Annotated in this window: 13 protein-coding genes; 5 read left to right on the top strand and 8 right to left on the bottom strand. The window is 34.7% G+C overall.

What is annotated here, in order from left to right; all coding sequences use genetic code 11:
• Window positions 1–1,897, bottom strand: a 1,897-nt coding sequence (locus tag PLA12_10935) for a hypothetical protein (GenBank protein ID HOQ33013.1), incomplete at its 3' end; no start/stop codon positions are given.
• A 119-nt stretch (window positions 1,898–2,016) separates the two neighbouring features.
• Between PLA12_10935 and PLA12_10940 the strand changes: the two genes are divergently transcribed.
• On the top strand, window positions 2,017–2,823 hold the full coding sequence (locus tag PLA12_10940) for an SDR family oxidoreductase (protein ID HOQ33014.1): 807 nt from the start codon (window positions 2,017–2,019) through the stop codon (window positions 2,821–2,823).
• 9 nt (window positions 2,824–2,832) lie between these two features.
• On the opposite strand, the gene PLA12_10945 is transcribed toward PLA12_10940, so the two are convergent.
• Window positions 2,833–3,135, bottom strand: coding sequence for a Dabb family protein (locus PLA12_10945; GenBank protein HOQ33015.1), 303 nt, complete (start codon window positions 3,133–3,135; stop codon window positions 2,833–2,835).
• Window positions 3,122–3,805: a hypothetical protein gene (locus tag PLA12_10950; GenBank protein HOQ33016.1), complete on the bottom strand. Its 684-nt coding sequence runs from the start codon at window positions 3,803–3,805 to the stop codon at window positions 3,122–3,124. Before PLA12_10950 ends, PLA12_10945 begins: the two co-directional genes overlap by 14 nt.
• Before the next feature lie 95 nt (window positions 3,806–3,900).
• Here PLA12_10950 and PLA12_10955 point away from each other — a divergent pair, with 95 nt between their 5' ends.
• Window positions 3,901–6,048, top strand: coding sequence for a DUF5696 domain-containing protein (locus tag PLA12_10955; protein HOQ33017.1), 2,148 nt, complete (start codon window positions 3,901–3,903; stop codon window positions 6,046–6,048).
• 7 nt (window positions 6,049–6,055) lie between these two features.
• Here the strand turns inward: PLA12_10955 and PLA12_10960 are convergent, their stop codons facing one another.
• Entirely contained in the window at window positions 6,056–6,988 is a 933-nt protein-coding gene (locus PLA12_10960) for a radical SAM protein (protein ID HOQ33018.1), read from the bottom strand.
• A gap of 78 nt (window positions 6,989–7,066) precedes the next feature.
• Here PLA12_10960 and PLA12_10965 point away from each other — a divergent pair, with 78 nt between their 5' ends.
• Window positions 7,067–8,005 carry a glutaminyl-peptide cyclotransferase gene (locus tag PLA12_10965; protein ID HOQ33019.1) on the top strand — a complete coding sequence of 313 codons (939 nt, stop codon included), beginning with the start codon at window positions 7,067–7,069 and terminating at the stop codon, window positions 8,003–8,005.
• Window positions 8,006–8,010: 5 nt separating this feature from the next.
• Here PLA12_10965 and PLA12_10970 read toward each other — a convergent pair whose 3' ends face one another.
• From PLA12_10970 to PLA12_10980, 3 genes are all read right to left on the bottom strand, one after another.
• A complete protein-coding gene (locus PLA12_10970) occupies window positions 8,011–8,742 on the bottom strand; it encodes a methyltransferase domain-containing protein (GenBank protein ID HOQ33020.1) in 732 nt (243 codons plus the stop codon).
• A gap of 9 nt (window positions 8,743–8,751) precedes the next feature.
• On the bottom strand, window positions 8,752–10,047 hold the full coding sequence (locus PLA12_10975) for a glycine--tRNA ligase (GenBank protein ID HOQ33021.1): 1,296 nt from the start codon (window positions 10,045–10,047) through the stop codon (window positions 8,752–8,754).
• Window positions 10,048–10,582: 535 nt separating this feature from the next.
• A complete protein-coding gene (locus tag PLA12_10980) occupies window positions 10,583–11,596 on the bottom strand; it encodes a hypothetical protein (GenBank protein ID HOQ33022.1) in 1,014 nt (337 codons plus the stop codon).
• 124 nt (window positions 11,597–11,720) lie between these two features.
• On the opposite strand from PLA12_10980, the gene PLA12_10985 reads away from it, so the two are divergent.
• Together PLA12_10985 and PLA12_10990 are read left to right on the top strand one after the other, a co-directional pair.
• Entirely contained in the window at window positions 11,721–14,891 is a 3,171-nt protein-coding gene (locus PLA12_10985) for a hypothetical protein (GenBank protein ID HOQ33023.1), read from the top strand.
• A 30-nt stretch (window positions 14,892–14,921) separates the two neighbouring features.
• Entirely contained in the window at window positions 14,922–17,276 is a 2,355-nt protein-coding gene (locus tag PLA12_10990; protein HOQ33024.1) for a hypothetical protein, read from the top strand.
• Window positions 17,277–17,286: 10 nt separating this feature from the next.
• Here PLA12_10990 and PLA12_10995 read toward each other — a convergent pair whose 3' ends face one another.
• Window positions 17,287–18,207, bottom strand: coding sequence for a hypothetical protein (locus PLA12_10995; protein HOQ33025.1), 921 nt, complete (start codon window positions 18,205–18,207; stop codon window positions 17,287–17,289).
• Window positions 18,208–18,576: the final 369 nt, after the last annotated feature.

The following is an 18,576-nucleotide window of genomic DNA, read 5'->3' on the forward strand; positions in this document are numbered from 1 at the left end:
AAATAGTCCCTACAGTTTTCATTTCACCAAAAGTTATGTAAGCACAGAACAGCGAATCCAAACCAGCAAACACCCTTAATACCATATTATCATGTTCCGGTGTAATTGCACCACCCAAATCATTACGGATACGGGCAAGGTTCTGTGCCCATGCATTGGCAACCACTGTATGGGATATCCCACCAACAGCACTGAAATCAATATTCGAGTCTTTTAAACAGCGTTCTAAAAGGGCAAATTCATAGCTATCCAGCATACCATTTCCCTTAATATATAGGGTTTCAGGGTCAACATCCTCATCGTTCATCAATTGCTGGACTAATGGGAATAAATCACCATTAATATCTAATTTGTCTTCATCAAAAGAAACCGCAAAGTTAATAAATGGAAGATAAGGTTTGGTTAAGACGGATAGATATTTTTGAACTTGCTCAAAATTATCCTCTTCGGGTTTCATTAAATCGGCAAAGGCAAAAGGACCGTAATAAGTAAATTTCCCATTATCGGTCCATGTTGGGGTATTGGGTCCTCCAAGAGGTGTCCCTTCGGAATCTACGATGCTATCATCATCTAAAACATGAATATGGACAACTTCTGTAAGAGTGCCTTTTGTGGGGTTTAAATTTGGGTTTAAGTCAACTGTAACTGTATAAGTTCTACTATAACCCGAATTCGGAACGATAGATACAATTTGTGCCTGACTAATATCTAAACTTTTCCCTCCTATTTCTATTTCTGCTGTTGTTATTTCAAAATCTGTTGGATCAACACCTGTTACTTCTTTTGAAAATATAACTTCAAATTGGTATGTCTCCCCTTTTTCATTATTTACGGGGTGTATCCCAAAAACTTTGGGATAATCAAGCCAGTATTTTATAACACGGTCAACCATTCTTCGAGCCATGAAATAGTATCCCTCTTCTGTTAAGTGCATATTCCTGTCTAATAAGGAATGAAGTGGATTAAAATATTCAGGAAAACCGGGCACATTTAATTCTGCACTGTTCTCATCCGTCCATGGGAAGGTCCAAACATCGTATGGGTCAGGAAGCCTCAAAGGGGGATAATCATCTGGCGAAAAACCAGGTTTGACATATCCAGCAGGATAAACTAACTGTTCTGTTCCCCAAATTGGGTCATTACCGGAATCAACCTGGTAATCAAAAACGCCATACATAAATTGCATAAGTCCGTAATTATTAATAAAGTGGACACGGTCTCCTTTACGGTCTGCTAACCTTTGCTTATAAATATCCAGGACCATTATCCCTAATTGTTGCGTTAATAAATCGCATTCACTTCGTTTTGTATCTCCTCCAAAATCATAAGAAGTAAGTAGGACACGAATATCAGAACGAACGGATAAAATCAAATCAACCAGATTATCCATATCTTGATTGACTATTTTTTCCGCAAGAATTTCATTCATATTATCGGGATGACCCGGACATTGAAATCTCAATTCTCTATACGGGTCTTCGGGTAATACAAACTCAGTTCCATAGAGGACATCATTACCACCTAACGAGATAACAACTATATCTATCGTAGGATAATCCGTTAACATCTGAACAACGGCATTTCTAATTTGTTCCGCTGCGGGAAATTGTTCTACATTAATAAATTGGAATGTTTTTCCTCCACCGACAACCGATTCGTTGGCAACCTCACAATATTCCCCATAACCTAACTCCACAAGGGCTCTCTGAAAAGAACGAAACCACCACATAAACATTCCCCAACTATCACCCACAATAGCAATTCGGGGAATCGGATTGGGTAAATCAGAAAGGGACTTGATGTTAGAATTAGTAGGAAAAGCACTTGTAAAAGTTATTACCAACAAACAAACCCCAAGAGTTATAATTTTCTTCATACTTATAATATTTCTATTCATTTTAAAACCTCCAAGAAATTAAATTACTTTACTCGGCTTAATATGATAAAAAACTTGAATTACTCTAATATAAATAATATCTATATAATAATAGCAAATTATAAAGGAGAAAAAAAATTATGAATTTAAAATTTAAAGATAAAGTAGTGATTATCACAGGTGCATCAGAAGGAATAGGTCGCGCTTTGGCAAAGGTCTGTTCGAGAGAAGGAGCAAAAGTTGTTATTTCAGCACGAAATGAAACACGGCTAATAGAACTTGCCGAAGAGATAAAAAATGATAATAATGAAGTAAGAATTATAAAGGCAGATGTTTCTCAACAAAGTGAATGTTCTAATTTAATTGAGGAAACTATATCTCATTTTGGGAAATTGGATATTTTAATTAATAATGCAGGTAGAACAATGTGGTGCCGTTTTGACGAAATTCAAGATTTAGGAATTGTAAAAGAGATAATGGAAACGAATTTTTACGGTTCTTTATATTGCACTTATTATGCTCTTCCCTATTTATACAAAACTCAAGGACATATTGTAGCGATTTCCAGTGTCGCAGGATTAACAGGGGTCCCATGCAGGACTATTTATTCCGCTAGCAAACATGCCATGGTTGGTTTTTTTGATTCGCTTCGTGTCGAGATAGAACCTAAAGGTGTGCATGTAACTATTGTAGCACCAGACTTTGTAAAATCGGAAATCCACAAAAGAGCATTAAAAGGAGATGGCTCATCTCTTGGGCAAACACCTATGGTAGAATCAAAAATTATGACGGCAGAGGAATGTGCAGAGTTAATTGTAAATGCTATTGTAAAAAAACAACGATTGCTAATTACTTCCACAAGAGGTAAAGTGGGAAGGTGGTTAAAATTAATATACCCCTCTTTAGTTGATAAAATAGCCCGAAAAGCCATTGACCAGAAATATTAAAGAGGTAAATTAACATTCAAAATCATAAATCAACACTTTATCCCAATATGAACTAAATTCAGATAAGAAGTTTTTATGTATCGTATGAACCTGATAAGCGTCATGCCCTTCTATATTGTTGAAAACCACTACAATCCCAAAGGTATAACTGTCATCAATCATGGGGCGTTTTACTGTATTTGCAGGTGTTCCTACATAAATTTGAGAAACAGTAGGTATTTTTGACAGTCCCAACAATCCTTCATAAAATGCCTGCTTTTTTGCCTCACATATTTCGGCTTTTAACCAAAAATAAACACTATGAACTAACATTTTCTATACCTCCTTCAATTGAAAATCGCAAATGATTAAAAAACCAGAATACAATAAATCCAAAAGCACCTGTAATATGCCATAAAGAATGCCAGCCAATAAACGCAGGCTTAATGAAGTCATCGCTTCCTGTGGCAAGTATTAAACCTAAAAGAAATATAGCCACTATTACTTTTAAAACAGATTTTTGTTTTTGAGTACATGTTTTTGAATAATAAGCCATAATTCCTACGGATAAAATTGCATTTAATATTAGTGCAGTCTCACCAAAAGTAAACCCACTTTTTTCGCCCAGAGGTAAAAATAAATTCGTAGGAGGAGAGAATATCTCATATCCTAATTTAAGAACAACAAGTATATTTATCAAGGTTATTACACTTACAAATTTTTTATAAAAAGTTTCAGTAAAAAAATCGCCTGCTAATGCTATTTCTAAAGCCCATACTAAAAGAATATTGCTCATTACATCCACCGATGTCCAGAATTGTTGCGTGGGGTACATGTGATGAATGATAGTTGGAATAGCAGTGATAATAATTGTAAGATAGAAGAATAACCAGCGTAGAGGCTGTTTCCCATCATACCACCAAAATAAAGTAACAAGAAGACCCGAACTTAAAGTAGCAAAGGAAGTAACAACATTGGCGATATGTGCATCATGTAAATACATCTTACTTATTCTCCTATATTTTGTTATCTGTAAAGATTTATTAAAACATTTATCCAATCCTTAAAGTCAAATTATAAAAAAGAAGGAATTAGATTATGAAAAAAATTGCTTTTCTTTTTTGTGTTCTTCTACTGTTTTATGTTTCTCTTCCTGCAAATTCTCAGGATATAGAAGCAAAAAAACAACAATATTTATTTTTCTGTGATGCATTGAATAATATTCCTGTTAATGCGACTCTTTTACAAGAAAAAACAAAAAAAATAGAAGAATTAAAGAGTAAGATATTGAATATTGCTTCAGAAACAGAAATGGAAATATATAAAGAATTTATAGAGGTTCGGGAATGGTTACTTAAAAATGCCATTGAACAGCCTGCTTTGTCTGAAGAAACTTTTACTGAAAATACAGACTCCTGGACTTTGGAAAATCAAAAAACAAAAGTCGTTCTAACGAAAAAGGAATTACAACTTATTGTTGATAATGAGGGACAACAATGGGAATTTTACCCTTCTGATGAAGATGATATTATCCTATCCAGTTCCAAATTTTCGTTAACTTCGGCTCGAAAAATAACCTGTGAAGCAATCACCACAGGATATGCAAAAGGGTTTGTTCTTCAATTTACGGACTTTGTATCCAATTCTGATTTAAAAATTTATATAACATTTTACCTATCGAATAACAATTTGACCATTGATATTTCTTCTTCGAACATTTCAGAGCAATTAAGGGAAATCAAGTTTCCCAAACCTGTCAAATTGAATGCCTCAGTAGATGAAAAAAGTGTTTTATGTGTTATGCAAGGGATGTTATTGCCTGCCAATTATCCACGAAAATTTTACGGTAAAGATTTGACAAATTCACGGATGTTGTATATGCCCTGGTGGGGACACATTAAGGGAGAACATGGTTTGTTATCCATTCTCGTCTCGTCCGATGATGCCGGGATTGAATATCAACACCCGGAAGGAGGTCCAACAAAGGTTCAACCAATATGGTATTCCAGTCTTGGGGAATTGGGATATTTGCGAACTATTGAATATTATTTTTATCCACATGCGACACATTCTACTCTGGCAAAACAGTATAGGGATTGGGTCAAGGAAAATAAAAATTTTGTCTCCCTTAAAGAAAAAATAGCCCGATGCCCAATTCTGGAAAAAATCATTGGTGTTCCTGTTATCCATGTAGGTGCCTTATATCATTTTGATGAACAAAGTGCTTACTTTAAAAAAGATAATCCTCAATCTAATCACCAACTCATTCCTTACAACAAAATTGCGGAACAATTGCAGGAATTAAAACGCAAAGGAATGGAATCTGCTTATGTTCATCTGGATGGTTGGGGATATTTAGGTTATGACAGTGGACACCCAGATGTTGTGCCTCCAGGCTATGAAGCAGGAGGATTAGAGGGACTAAAACAATTGTCCCAAACCTGTAAGGAATTAGGGTATATTTTTGCACTTCATGACCAATATAGAGATTTTTATTTGAATGCAGTTTCTTTTAATCCTCGATTGGCTATTTCAAACCAAGCGGGGTTTAAGGAACAACATAAGGTTTGGTGTGGTGGACCTCAAATGATACTTAGTCCTCGTTTTGTCCCTCCTTATGTACAACGAAATCATAATTGGTTAATTAATCACGGGCTTGAAATTCAAGGTGTATATCTGGATGTTTTTTCTGTAGTTCCATTAGAGGAAAGTTATGAACCTTTTTGTCTTATTACCCGTGCAGAATGCGGACAATATCGCAAAGCTGCCTTTCAATTCTTAAAATCCAAAGGTTATATTATGAGTTCAGAAGAACCTACGGAATATTTCGTTTCTGTTATTGATTTGGTTCATCATGGACCTTATTGGCTACAGCCATCCTTAGATGGCGGAGAAAGAGTTGGAATACCTATTCCTTTATTTAACCTGGTTTATCATGATGCTTTAATTATGCCATGGAGTATAACGGAAGATGGGGGTTGGGGTATACCCAAAGGGGATGCTGGATACCTACACTGTATCCTTAATGCAGGAATGCCCTATCTGAACATTAGTGCCGATGAAAAAGAAATCAATCGTATTAAGGAACTTTGTGCATTAGCGAAACATTGTCAATTTCTTGATTTAGTAAATCATGAGTTTTTAGATGATACATACCGAAAGCAAAAAACAACTTACTCCGATGGAACAACAATAACAGTAGATTTTGATAATAAAACTTATGTAATAAAATACCCTGAAAAGTAATTGGGATTTATTGAGTTAAATTTTGGAATACTTGTTTGAAAGAGTTTTTAATTTGTTTTAACCAGGAAGGTGTTTTTCTATAATTTTCTGCTGCTTCGGAACAATTTCTGCATATTTCGGGCAAATGACAGCAATCCTCCATATTTAATCCTTCACGAATCATTTGAAGACGGGGAGTATTCCATATCTCTATTATTGATTTTTCATTCAGGTCGCCTAAAATAACTGTTCGCATCCAATCCACACAGCATAAAACCACTTTACCATTAAAAAGAATACACATATCACGGGTTGGACGAATACAGCCTCTTCTCAAATGCATCTCGGGAGTATTGGATAATTCCAGCACATTAGAAATATTTCCACCTCGATTTTCGAGAGACGACAAAACAAGACGGATACCGTGTTTGCTCCAGATTTTTTTCATTTCATCAATTTCTTTTTCATTTTTAGATGTAACTATTGTAGATACTCTAAAATCCATATCGGAATGCTTCTTTTTTAACAAGTTGGAGAAATTTACAATATTTTCAATAACAGGTTTTGCTGGATAACCCATAAGTTGTTGGTTAACATCATCATTTAAGGATTGTAAGCTTACTTTCAATCGTTTCAATCCACTATCAATAAGCCTTTCTCCCATTTCATTAGTTAGTCGTGTTCCGTTGCTTACGACCAATGTTGTTACCTTAGGCATTTTTTGATGAATGTATTGAATAAGTTCCGGTAATCGTTCATCCAGCAGTGGTTCATTTTGTAAATAGGGCATAATCCGATGTGGTTTTAATAGTGTTAATTGGTCAATAATGGAGCAAAACAATTCTTTCGGCATTCTTCCTGTTGGAAGGTGTGCCTGTATAAATTGTTCATTGGGACAAAATACACAACGGCCGTTGCAACCTGTTTGTGTTTGTATCTGTATTCTTTGAGGAATGACCATTTTTTATCCGTTATTTCTTTTGTTATACTTTCATTAAAAAGTATTTTACTTGAAAGTATAAACGAAACTCGAACAAAGATGAAACGATATATCGTTTTTATACTACTAAACTCTTTATTGTTCTTCTCTTGCTGTGATAACAGAAAACCTGTTGAAGGGGAACTTCCAAACCCTCCTTCTACATCGGAAGGACAAATAAATGATGAAGGAGAAGGAAATTCAATTCCTCCACAGGAAGGAGAAGGAGAATTGCCAATCCCATCAACATTCTGGCCTTCCCAACATCCTTTTACTCTAACTTATCGCATTGTTTCTAAATACCCACATGATAGTTCTGCATTTACGCAAGGTCTAATATGGGATAGTGGTGTGCTTTATGAAAGCACCGGATTATACGAACAATCATCGATACGAATTGTAGATTTAGAAACAGGGGTTCCATTACTCACAAAAAGTTTACCCCAAGAATACAATGGACAGATTTTTAACAGAGTTTTTGGGGAAGGAATAGCAATTATTGACGATTTGCTGTATCAAATAACATGGAAAGAAGGGATATGTTTTGTTTATTCTCGAGATAAACTCGAACTGCAAAAAGGTTTTTTTTATAACGGAGAGGGCTGGGGACTTACTTATGATGGCAAGTATTTAATTATGTCAGATGGGTCAGCATATATTTCCTTTCGTGAGCCTGAAACTTTCAAAATAGTAAAAACAATCCTTGTTCAGGATAGAGGAATTCCTATCACCCAACTAAATGAACTCGAATTTATAGACGGTTATCTTTGTGCAAATGTTTGGTATAAGGATTTTATTGTAGTAATTAATCCTGAGACAGGAGATGTGGTAGGAAAAATAGACTTATATGGGCTAAAAAATCAGTTATTAAACCCTAATCAGGCAGATGTATTAAATGGAGTGGCATTTCGTAATGATAATAATCATCTGTTGGTAACGGGAAAATATTGGGATACCCTTTTTGAGATTGAGTTATTACTCAAAGACACAACTCGTTAAAGCATTTAATCACAAAAGCCTATTATTAAAACACTTTCCCAGGGAATAAGTTTCGGAGATAAATTTTTTAATACCTCTTCTTGCATTTTAATAAGCCCTTCATTAAATTCATCTTCCGGGATAAGCCGTAATGTTGAAATAAATTTTGATTTAACCTTTTGCAGATATTCTTCGGATAACCAATCCCTGACGGATATGTAATATTCCTGACGGATATTATAAAAACCCGATTTTTTGAGTATCTCTATAATTTGTTCTTCTCTAGGAAAACGCTGACTATCTATTTTAGAAAAACTGGGGAAAAATTGATTTAAAGGATGATTTTTTATGAAATGATGAGGAGCAGAGACAAAAAATACCCAACCTCTTTTTAATACCCTTCTACACTCTGTTAACATTTGTGGAATGTTGTTTAGTAGATGTAAAACATAAACCCCCGCAATACCATCAAAAGCATTATCACAACATGGGATATTTTGTATATCCGCACGAACCCAAGTTGCAGGGAGATTTTTTTCATACGCTTTTTTTAGCATATTTACAGAAATATCAAGTCCTACACAATTTCCTCTCCAATGTTGGGATAATTGATAAAAAAGATTTCCTGTTCCACAACCCAAATCCAGTAAAGCTTCTGTTTTAAACTGTTTTAAGAGGGATATTGCTGTAAAAAGGTAAGGGGCACTTCCCGTACGGAATTGGTCGTATTGATCAGCACAACTATCGAATAAGTTCATGAAAAAAGATTATGAGCGTTCATGTGTAATGTGTTTTTCTATAAAACCAGAAACTTCTTCCATTGGTAAACGAACTTGTGTCATTGCATCGCGTTCACGAATAGTTACAGTTCCATCTTCTTTCGTTTGGAAATCAACCGTAATACAGAAAGGAGTCCCTACCTCATCCATACGGCGATATCTCCGCCCAATAGCCCCGGAATCATCATAGAAAGTAACGAATTTCTTTCGTAATTTCTTTTCGAGGTCCATAGCAATTTCCGCAAGTCCATGCTTTTTCACCAATGGAAATACGCCTGCTTTAATAGGGGATAATCGCGGATGAAGTCTTAATACTACTCTAAGTTCCCCTTCTACCATTTCCTCATCGTAGGCATCGCAAAGAACCGCAAGGATAGTTCTATCAACACCTGCGGATGGTTCTATAACAGTAGGAATATATCGCTCATTTTTTTCTACATCGAAATACGAAAGGTCCTTTTTAGAATAGTTGGAATGTTGCGTTAAATCATATCTACCTCGATTAGCTAACCCCTGAAGTTCGCCCCATCCAAAAGGAAATTCATATTCAATATCTACTGTTCTCTTGGAATAATGGGCTAATGACTCTTTCGGATGTTCATACCAGCGAAGTTTATTCTCATGAATTCCAATATCTAAATACCATTGCCAAATCCATTCTTGCCAGCGTTCAAACCATTGTGTTTCTTCCTCTTCCCTGCAGAAAAATTCGATTTCCATCTGTTCAAATTCTCTACTTCTGAAAATGAAGTTACGAGGATTTACTTCATTTCTAAAACTTTTACCCATTTGAGCAATTCCGAACGGAACCTTCACGCGACTTGTGCTATATATCTGTTTAAAATCTACAAAAATGGATTGGCAGGTTTCTGGACGGAGATAGGTATCCACTGCGGTATCATCACTTACCCCGATACGTGTTTTCAACATACTATTAAATGCTCGTGGTTCGGTTAACTCCCCTTTACATTCCGGACAACGGTCCCCTTCAATATGGTCAACACGGAATCGTTTTTTACACGATTTGCAATCAACTAACATATCGTGGAATTCAGCCACATGTCCACTGGCTACCCAGGTATCCGGGTGCATGATAATACTGGCATCCAATCCAAGCATATCATCCCTTGTCTGAACAAATACATACCACCAATCATCTTTTAAGTTTTTTTTCAATTCTACACCCAGAGGACCATAATCCCAAAAACCATTAATACCACCATAAATCTCACTGGACTGAAAAATTATTCCTCTTCTTTTACATAAATTTACAATTTTTTCCACTTTTTTATTTCCTTTCTTAATGGGGGGAAATGTAAGACGAAACCTTTTTGGTGTAATATTTTAAAATAACTCAACCTAAATTTTAAAACCCGACATTTAACAAATTATTGGATAAATTTAAAGGTAAGAAATAAGTGCAAAGAGAACTTCAGTTCTAAAACATAACTTCTTTTTACCGCTGCAACACACAGATAAAATTCACAATACTCTTCATCATTTTTAACAAATGAGATCTCTGAATAAAGGTTTCTTTTTTTCATTTATTGTAATACAGAGGGAGTTTCGAAGGCAAATGAAACGAAAGAGAGCGGGGGTGGTATTAATAATATAGGTAAGTAATAGCGAAATAATGAACTTTAATAAGAGGAGATAAAAAAGAGGAAAAAAGGACAAAAAATCAATAAGAAAAAACTCAATTATTGGTTATAGAAAAGATATTTTCCTTTCCCAAAGCGATTTTTCCATTCCAAAAACGGTATAATTATTTTGTAGATTAATCCCAAACCTAAAAATCCTATTTGTTCAGAGGTCTCAATTATTTTTTGATTCTATACAATCTTATTTCATGTGTTTTATTAGAACATACCACCTCTGCATATACCCATATTTCATCTTTAACCCAGAGCCAATGAGAATATCGAAATGTAGCAAACATATCTCCGGGAGTATTACTTATTAATAACGGAGAATTTGGGGTTAAATCAATGATATTATGCAAATCGAATGTAAACCCCAATCCTGTTGCAATGTTGTAAACAGGGTCATACCATTTTATATTTGAACCCTCATAAATAAATAAGAAACCAACTCCTATGGGTAATATAGAGGCAGGTCTTACAAAAAAATTATGCCAGCCATTTAAATTCATTATCGGCTCATTTTCATCTCCCTCAGGAATCCATGTTTCTCCATCATTGCTTGTAAAATGGAATATCCATTCGTTCTCCCGTATATAACCTATGGTGTAACACTGATAGATTCCATCGTGAATAAAAATAACCGGGTCTTTATATCCACGCGGACGAATATCTCTATCAAATCTTTTTTCGGGGGGTGATATTATTTTTTTTGCAGTTTCGGGTTGAAACTCTTCGGGGTTACCTGCATCATCAAATTTTATGATTGACCATATATTATTTGAATCAGGTGCGCACGCATACAGTTTAAATTTACTTGTTAACGGGTCTATTAGGATAGACGGTCGTTCGAAACCGGGGACAGGGACATCCTCTCTTCGGATACTTTTTACTTTATTAAAATGAACACCGTCTTTACTATTCAGGATTCGTATTTCATATCCACGAAAACCCCTTTGTCCTTCGGCAGTTCGCATTCTACATGCAAGCCAGAACATTCCTTTTTTATCTCTTACTACGGATGGAGCACCTGCCCACCATTCAGGTTCATTTTTATCAGGGCGAAGTATTACTTCGTAATTTAAAAACTTCTTCCCGATTTGTAAGAGATTCTTTTCAATTTCGGGTAATACAAATTCATTTGCAGTTGATGTTTTAATAAAACAAATAATACAAAGTAACATGGTATTCATTTTTTATATCCTCTTAATTGTTCTTTTTATGTTTGTAGTATACTTTTTATAGTATAATTTGACCTTATATCTCGATTAAAAGTAAAATTGTATTCCTCAAGTTCGAGACAGTTAAGGGTTTTGCATGTTCCCGAACCGACAAAAATTGAATATGAATGGAGTTTGGCTCTTCATCCCTGACCATGAAAATAAAGGTGAAGAGAGCCAGTGGTATTTAAATCCGCCGATTGATAAGGGAGTGGAAATTTCGCTTCCTCTGATAGAACCTATCTATGAAATAACAGATTCCACCTCTTTATGGTTTAATAAAGAATTCGATATCGAAAATTTACAGGATGACATACTTTTACTTCTGCACCTGCAAAATGTCAATTTTAAATCCGTTGTCTGGCTAAACGGACAATATATAGGGGTTCATGAGGGCGCCTTTACCAAATTCCATTTTAACATCACCCGATATGTGCAAAAAGGGAAAAATTTACTTGTAATTAAGGTATCTCCGTTCTCATGGCAAAACTTATCAAAATTTACTACGATATATGATTTATCCTGGGTGCAATTTCCGGGAATTTGGGGGGAGATATACATTGAGTTCGTTCCTCGTTATTACATTCAAAATATTCAGGTAAAACCAGATATTCGTGGTAAAAGAATAGTAACCAATGTATATGTAAATTACAAAGATTGTATTCTACGGGCAAAAATACCTGAACTAAATATTGAAATAAAAAGTAAAAAGCCTAAATTAATAATACAGATGGAAGATTTCGAAACATGGAGCCCCTCTTCTCCCAAATTATATACACTGCAAATTGAATATATAACCCAAACATCTACTGATTTTGCAATAATTCCGTTTGGAATGCGGGATTTTAGTATAAACGATAATCAATTCATACTAAACTTTAAGCCATCCTTTGTTCGAGCATTCTATTTTGATTGGAATATAAAAGACTTAAATACCTCTTCTTATTCAGAAAACCCGTTAAGAGAATTTTTTTCGAAACTGCGTAAAGATAATTTTGATTTAATTTTTTCTTATGGACGACCTTTGCCTGAAAAGATAATTCGTATTTGTGATGAAACAGGTGTTATGGTGGCACAAACTCCTTCAATACAACATGATACTAATTCAAAAAAATGGAGGGAACTGGCGCAAATAGAAATTGATGAATTGCTGAATAATTATATTAACAATCCTTCTTTTGTATGGATGTGGTTTGAATATACATCTAAAAATTTTAATATCTCGAACTTTGTTCATAATATTCGCAAAATAGACCGAAGTAGATTAATTACTATATATCCACCTTCTTCTAAATATCCCTCTTATTCTTGTATTCCTTATAACATACATTTATTACCTACAAAACAAATATGGACGCGTTCTGACGATTATTTAAATAACACAACACAGAAATTTTTAGAACATATTGGAGATGAAAATACCCTTAATTTTGCAATTCATACCCGGACAGGAAAGATAGAACATCAAAGTATCAGCAACAAGAATAAATATGAAGGTTATATGTCAAAAATTAAGGATGGCTTTATAGAACGGGACTTAAGTTTAACATTAACTTCTGTCGAAAATTTTCTGGAACAAATAAAAGAACTTTACATAACCAACTTACAGTCGTATGTAAACTCCATACTGTGGAATCCTAAAATAAAGGGATATTGTCTACAAAACTCAATAGACAAAACTATCTTTTCTTCCGACGGATTTTTAGATTTTCTGAAACTGCCTGAAAATTTACATAGACAATTGCGTCAAATAAATAATAACCTTCGACTGGTAATTAATTTAGGTAAAACAAATATATTACAAGATGAAGAAACTGCTGTTAATGTTTCTTTTGTCTCTCATAATGATGAATATCTATCTAACGAAACAGAAACTAAGGCATCTTTATCTATTCAAATATCGAGCCCCACACAACAGGTGTTATGGAAGAAGAAAAAGGATGTTAAATTAAAAAAAGACAATAAAGAACTTTGGGTAGGAGATATTTCAGGTTCTGGAAACATAGGCCAGCACTTGATAGTGGCAAGATTATCACTGAATAATCAGATTATTTCTGAAATCAAAAGCAGTATCAATGTATTTCCTATTCCACAACCCACAAATATTCCCGTCAAATTTATTGATACAAGTGGACAATTTTCCAAAATATGTTCTCCTTGGGTAGAAGAACCTACAACATTTCCTCCTATCTATATCGTTCCACCGATTTACAATTCCGTTTTTGCTTATAATGAAACTGAATTTATTTCTATGATGGAACATGTTCGATACGGAGCCATTGCTATCATTTTCTCTCCTCCTGATGATTGGAATGAATTAAGTAAATTGTTGCCCAATTGTACACAATTTACATCAGTTAATCTCGAATATCCTGATGAATTTCTACACTTTCATTATGTAAAACCTCACCCACTATTTCTTAATCTCCCCAATCGCTGTATAATGAAACAAGAATATAGAAATATTCTGCCATCTAAAGTGTTTTTAGAGAAAGGGGATGAAGATATATGTGGCTGTTTCGTCATTCCTCAGGGAAAAGATGTAGAACCTTTTTGGGGTTCTGATATCCTTGTAAGTCGCTATGGAGTGGGGAAACTTGTTTTTGTTTATTTTAAAGTTTTAGAAAATATACCCCAAGACCCTATTGCACTACATCTGTTTATCAACATGGTAAATTATTTTGCTCGTAGAGCAATTCCTTCCAATACAGATATTCCATTACCTCAAAATATCCTTGAACAATTGCGATTCCAAAGAAGCAAAAAATTACGGAAGTGGATGGTTATAGGGGAATTCCCTCTTATTATTAAAGAAGAGGAAGACAAATCATATCCCGATGTTGATTCTATGGATATAACCTCAACATACTGGGGCAAATACGGGGAAATACGCTGGAAACCCTATTATACTGATATAAACAAAAATCATCTACTTGATTTTCATGAGGCTTTGTCTATTCCTTTAACCCCTTCTCATCTTACACAGGACAGCGGTGTAGCATTTGCCTTTGCCGAGTTTACCTATGAAAATAAGGAGGAAATAATTTTACAAATAGAGACTTCCAATTCATTTACATTATGGTTTAATAATAACAAAATTCTTGAAAACCTGACTTCCCTCCCTCAAGTCCAAATATTTGAAGCAAAAGTTTCCTTGCGTAAGTGGAAAAATTCAATATTTATCAAAATGATTAAAGACAACGGCGAACATTCATTTATCCTTAACTTCTACGATAATAAAAGAAAAAAGATTGATATAAACTGGTAAATAAATTTCATCATTAAAAGGAATAGAAAAATGGAAAAGCAATTCATGCTGATACTTCTCTTTTTAACCTTCCTCAACCATGAGACATTCGCTGTTACCCAAAGAAACGAACCTTTTGTTCAAGAGGTAAGAACATTCTTTAGAGAAAAAGAAGGATTGGTAGAAAATAATATCAAACATGTAGTTTATCTACCATCTTATGGCGTTTTTGTTTTATCCAATTCTGGCGATATACAAACTTATAGAGATAATCAATGGCAATCTATTTCAAATGATACTTCCATAAAACCTACTTATATGACAGGTGCAGAAAATATCATTTTTATTTCCGATAATAATCAAGTAGCACAGTATAACCTTGATGAAAAAAAATGGAATATTCTTAATCTGCCGATACAGAAGGAAATCACTGGATTACATGCTACCATTTCATCAGATAAAGAGATGAAACTCTATATAATTTGTAAAACAGAAGTAATTTATTGCGGGCTTAACTCAGATAATCCTCAAGAGATAAAAGGACCCGGAACAGAAATATATTCTATTGCTGTAGGGGAAAATAGAGAGATTGTTGTCGGAACTCAGGAAGGCATTTATCTTTTTGATTCTTCAAAAACAGATTGGGTTTGGCTTTTACCAGAAGATAATAAGCGTAGATGGGCACCTCGCGATGTAAAGGCTCTTACTTTTGACAAGGAAGGAAATTTATGGTTTGGAAGTAAAGAGGGAGTAGGCAAATACAATCAGAATACATGGACACTATATACAGGAGCCGAAGGTTTACCGTGGAACGAATTTCTTTCTGCAGTTTCAGGTGAAAAAGGGGATGTTGTATGGTTTGCAACAACTCGGGGGGCTATTCGACATGAGAAAGGGAAATTCGATTATCGTTTCAGTCATCGCTGGTTAATGAATGATTTCGTTAACTCAATTGCCGTAGAACCCAATGGGAATTCCTGGCTTGCTACACCCAAAGGGCTTTCTCTTATTGAACGAAAACTAATGAACCTTGATGAGAAATCAGATTACTTTATACAACAAGTAGAAACACGACATAATAGAGATGGATATATCGCTTTTTGTAAACTGAAAGAACCTTTTAATGTAGAAACATGGGTTCCTTCTATTTCCGATAATGACGGACTTTATACAGCCATGTATGGAGCAGGGCATGCCTTCCGTTATGCTGTAACAAAAGACCCGAAGTCCAAAGAAATTGCTAAGAGAAGTTTTTTTGCGTGCAAACGACTTGTAGATATTACGGGTAGAGATATGCCTGCACGCGTCATAATACCCATAGATTGGCCTGAACCTGTAAATGAAATTATGGGGGCGGAATACAATGCTCGCAGGCAGTTAACCGATCCTCTATGGAAACAGATTGTTCCCCGTTTTGTAACTTCTTCTGACGGTAAATATATGTGGAAATGTGACACAAGTTCCGATGAATTAATTGGTCATTACTTTTTCTATGGTATCTATTACGACCTTGTGGCTGAAACTGAAGAAGAGAAACAACCCGTAAGGGAAGTGGTAAAAACAATAACTAACAATCTCATTAATAATAATTATTGTTTAATAGACCATGATGGGAAACCTACACGATGGGCATTTTTTGACCCCGAAACACTTCATTCACTCAAAGGTTGGGAACAACGGGGGTTAAACTCCATGATGATATTATCTTTTTTACGGGTGGCTCATCATATAACTGGAGATAAGATTTATGATGACAAATTTAATGAACTTTGCAATAAATATTTTTATCATATCAATGCCATGCAATCTAAAATGTATTTTCCTCCGGATTATGTGGTTCCCTGGGACAATAATCTTTGCCTTATGAGCTGGTACGGGATATTTTGCTATGAAGAGGATGCAGAAAAACTGTTGATGTGGAGAATCGCATTAGACCACGCATGGCAACATATAAGCAGAACAAGACAACCCTTCTGGCATTTTTTATATCTTGCCAGTGTCAAAAACTTTGCCCGACATTTAGAAACAAAGAAGTTTGAGTCTTTATATCCTGATGTTCCCGGATTAGTCCCCATGGTATTAGAAACTTTTGAAAAACCCAATTCTATTGCTTTAGAGCATGCATTAGAATCATTGGAAGGTATCCCATTAGACTTAATATTCTATCGCATAGACAATACTCATAGGCTTGATATCATTTTAGAAGCAGATAAACATCCAGGAAAAATTCGTGGGTGGCGAGTAGATGGTTATGCGATACCTATACAGGAAAGTCCTCATATTCGCAATGATAATGACCCGTTTTCCCTCAGTAGTTCCTCGCTCAAAGATGGTATCGTTGAAGAAGAAGGGACTTTCTTTTTACTTCCCTATTGGATGGGCGTTTATTATGGGTTCATTAAATAAGCCAAATTTTTTAAGATTTTTTCTTTTTTTGTTCTTTTGGTTTTGTCTGTTTCTTTGTATTCTGTTTTTTCACAGTCTCTTCTTTACGAGTGTTTTTATTGCTGGTTTTCTTACCAATTTCTGAAGTTGTCTTTTTCCTTTTAGGTTCTTTTGCACTTTCTTCCATATCTTTCATTACTTTTTTAATATCTCCCTTGAAAAAAGGGTCCGGAGGAACATAACTACCAAGTAAAGTATCTTCCACAGCAAGAATATATCTTTTTTTCTGTTCTTTTGAAAAATGTTGGACATGCGAATCATCAAGATTCTGACCTGCTTCTTTTTTTGTTGAGGTATTTGTTATATCGGAATTGTCTGCAGAAGAAGAATCTGTCTTACAGATAGCTTGTAAACGGGCGATTTCGGCACTGGCTATTGTATGGAAAGGAGTTTTAGGTCTCTTTCTCAAAATCTGCTTATACAATTGAATGGCTTCATTATATTTTTTGAATATTGCGGACTTTATCTTTGCCTGATAATATTTTGCCTCTATCCATGCGGATGTTCGGTCTTCATAATTCTCAATAATTTCTTGTAAAGTTTGAAAAGCCTCTTCATGTCTTTCTTTCGACTTTAATAAACGGAATATTTCAAAAAGAGCCTCGACCTGATTATTCTTATAACTTCGATACAAGGCAATAGCCCCATCAATGTCTCCCATAAGTGCTAATTTTCTCGCATTAGCGAAGGGAGATGGGTCTTCGATTTTATCTCCTATCGGACTAATTTGTTCTACTATCTGAGAAGATACGACATTTACAAAGAAAAAAGAATAGTAAAACATAGGTATAAACCAGAAAAGTAATGACCACCCCAATACAATCAAACGATGAGAGGGTTCTGCATTCAAATATAAGTAGCCTGAAAATAAGACATATAAGGTAATAACCATAATCCACACAAAGAGAATAAATGGAAATTTTGATAATTCTTTTCTTTGTAATAAAATGTACTTTATTACCTTCCCTATTAACAGAAGAAAAAGGACAAAGCATGTTAGAGAAATAAATTCCTCTAAATGCGGGTAATAAAGATTCATAAAACCTATAACCCCCAATGAAATTATTATCATTGCCCGATTAAACTTTGTTATATTATACCAAAAGAGGGCTAAGATTGATGAGAAAAAAAATAGGAAAAAATTCAGAAAATAAAATCGTTCCTTTGAATGAATTACAAAGGTATTTATTATCTTCGATAGAAAATGATGATGAAAATCAGATTGCAGAATTTGTGGATTTCATCATCAGTCAGGGTGCTT

It is taken from the genome of Candidatus Hydrogenedens sp. (assembly GCA_035378955.1).
Lineage (GTDB): Bacteria > Hydrogenedentota > Hydrogenedentia > Hydrogenedentales > Hydrogenedentaceae > Hydrogenedens.

Excerpts from the sequence above, each read along its gene's own strand:
- PLA12_10940 (HOQ33014.1), top strand. The coding sequence starts at position 2,017 with ATGAATTTAAAATTTAAAGATAAAGTAGTGATTATCACAGGTGCATCA.
- PLA12_10945 (HOQ33015.1), bottom strand. The coding sequence starts at position 3,135 with ATGTTAGTTCATAGTGTTTATTTTTGGTTAAAAGCCGAAATATGTGAG.
- PLA12_10950 (HOQ33016.1), bottom strand. The coding sequence starts at position 3,805 with ATGTATTTACATGATGCACATATCGCCAATGTTGTTACTTCCTTTGCT.
- PLA12_10955 (HOQ33017.1), top strand. The coding sequence starts at position 3,901 with ATGAAAAAAATTGCTTTTCTTTTTTGTGTTCTTCTACTGTTTTATGTT.
- PLA12_10960 (HOQ33018.1), bottom strand. The coding sequence starts at position 6,988 with ATGGTCATTCCTCAAAGAATACAGATACAAACACAAACAGGTTGCAAC.
- PLA12_10965 (HOQ33019.1), top strand. The coding sequence starts at position 7,067 with ATGAAACGATATATCGTTTTTATACTACTAAACTCTTTATTGTTCTTC.
- PLA12_10970 (HOQ33020.1), bottom strand. The coding sequence starts at position 8,742 with ATGAACTTATTCGATAGTTGTGCTGATCAATACGACCAATTCCGTACG.
- PLA12_10980 (HOQ33022.1), bottom strand. The coding sequence starts at position 11,596 with ATGAATACCATGTTACTTTGTATTATTTGTTTTATTAAAACATCAACT.
- PLA12_10985 (HOQ33023.1), top strand. The coding sequence starts at position 11,721 with ATGTTCCCGAACCGACAAAAATTGAATATGAATGGAGTTTGGCTCTTC.
- PLA12_10990 (HOQ33024.1), top strand. The coding sequence starts at position 14,922 with ATGGAAAAGCAATTCATGCTGATACTTCTCTTTTTAACCTTCCTCAAC.
- PLA12_10995 (HOQ33025.1), bottom strand. The coding sequence starts at position 18,207 with ATGGTTATTACCTTATATGTCTTATTTTCAGGCTACTTATATTTGAAT.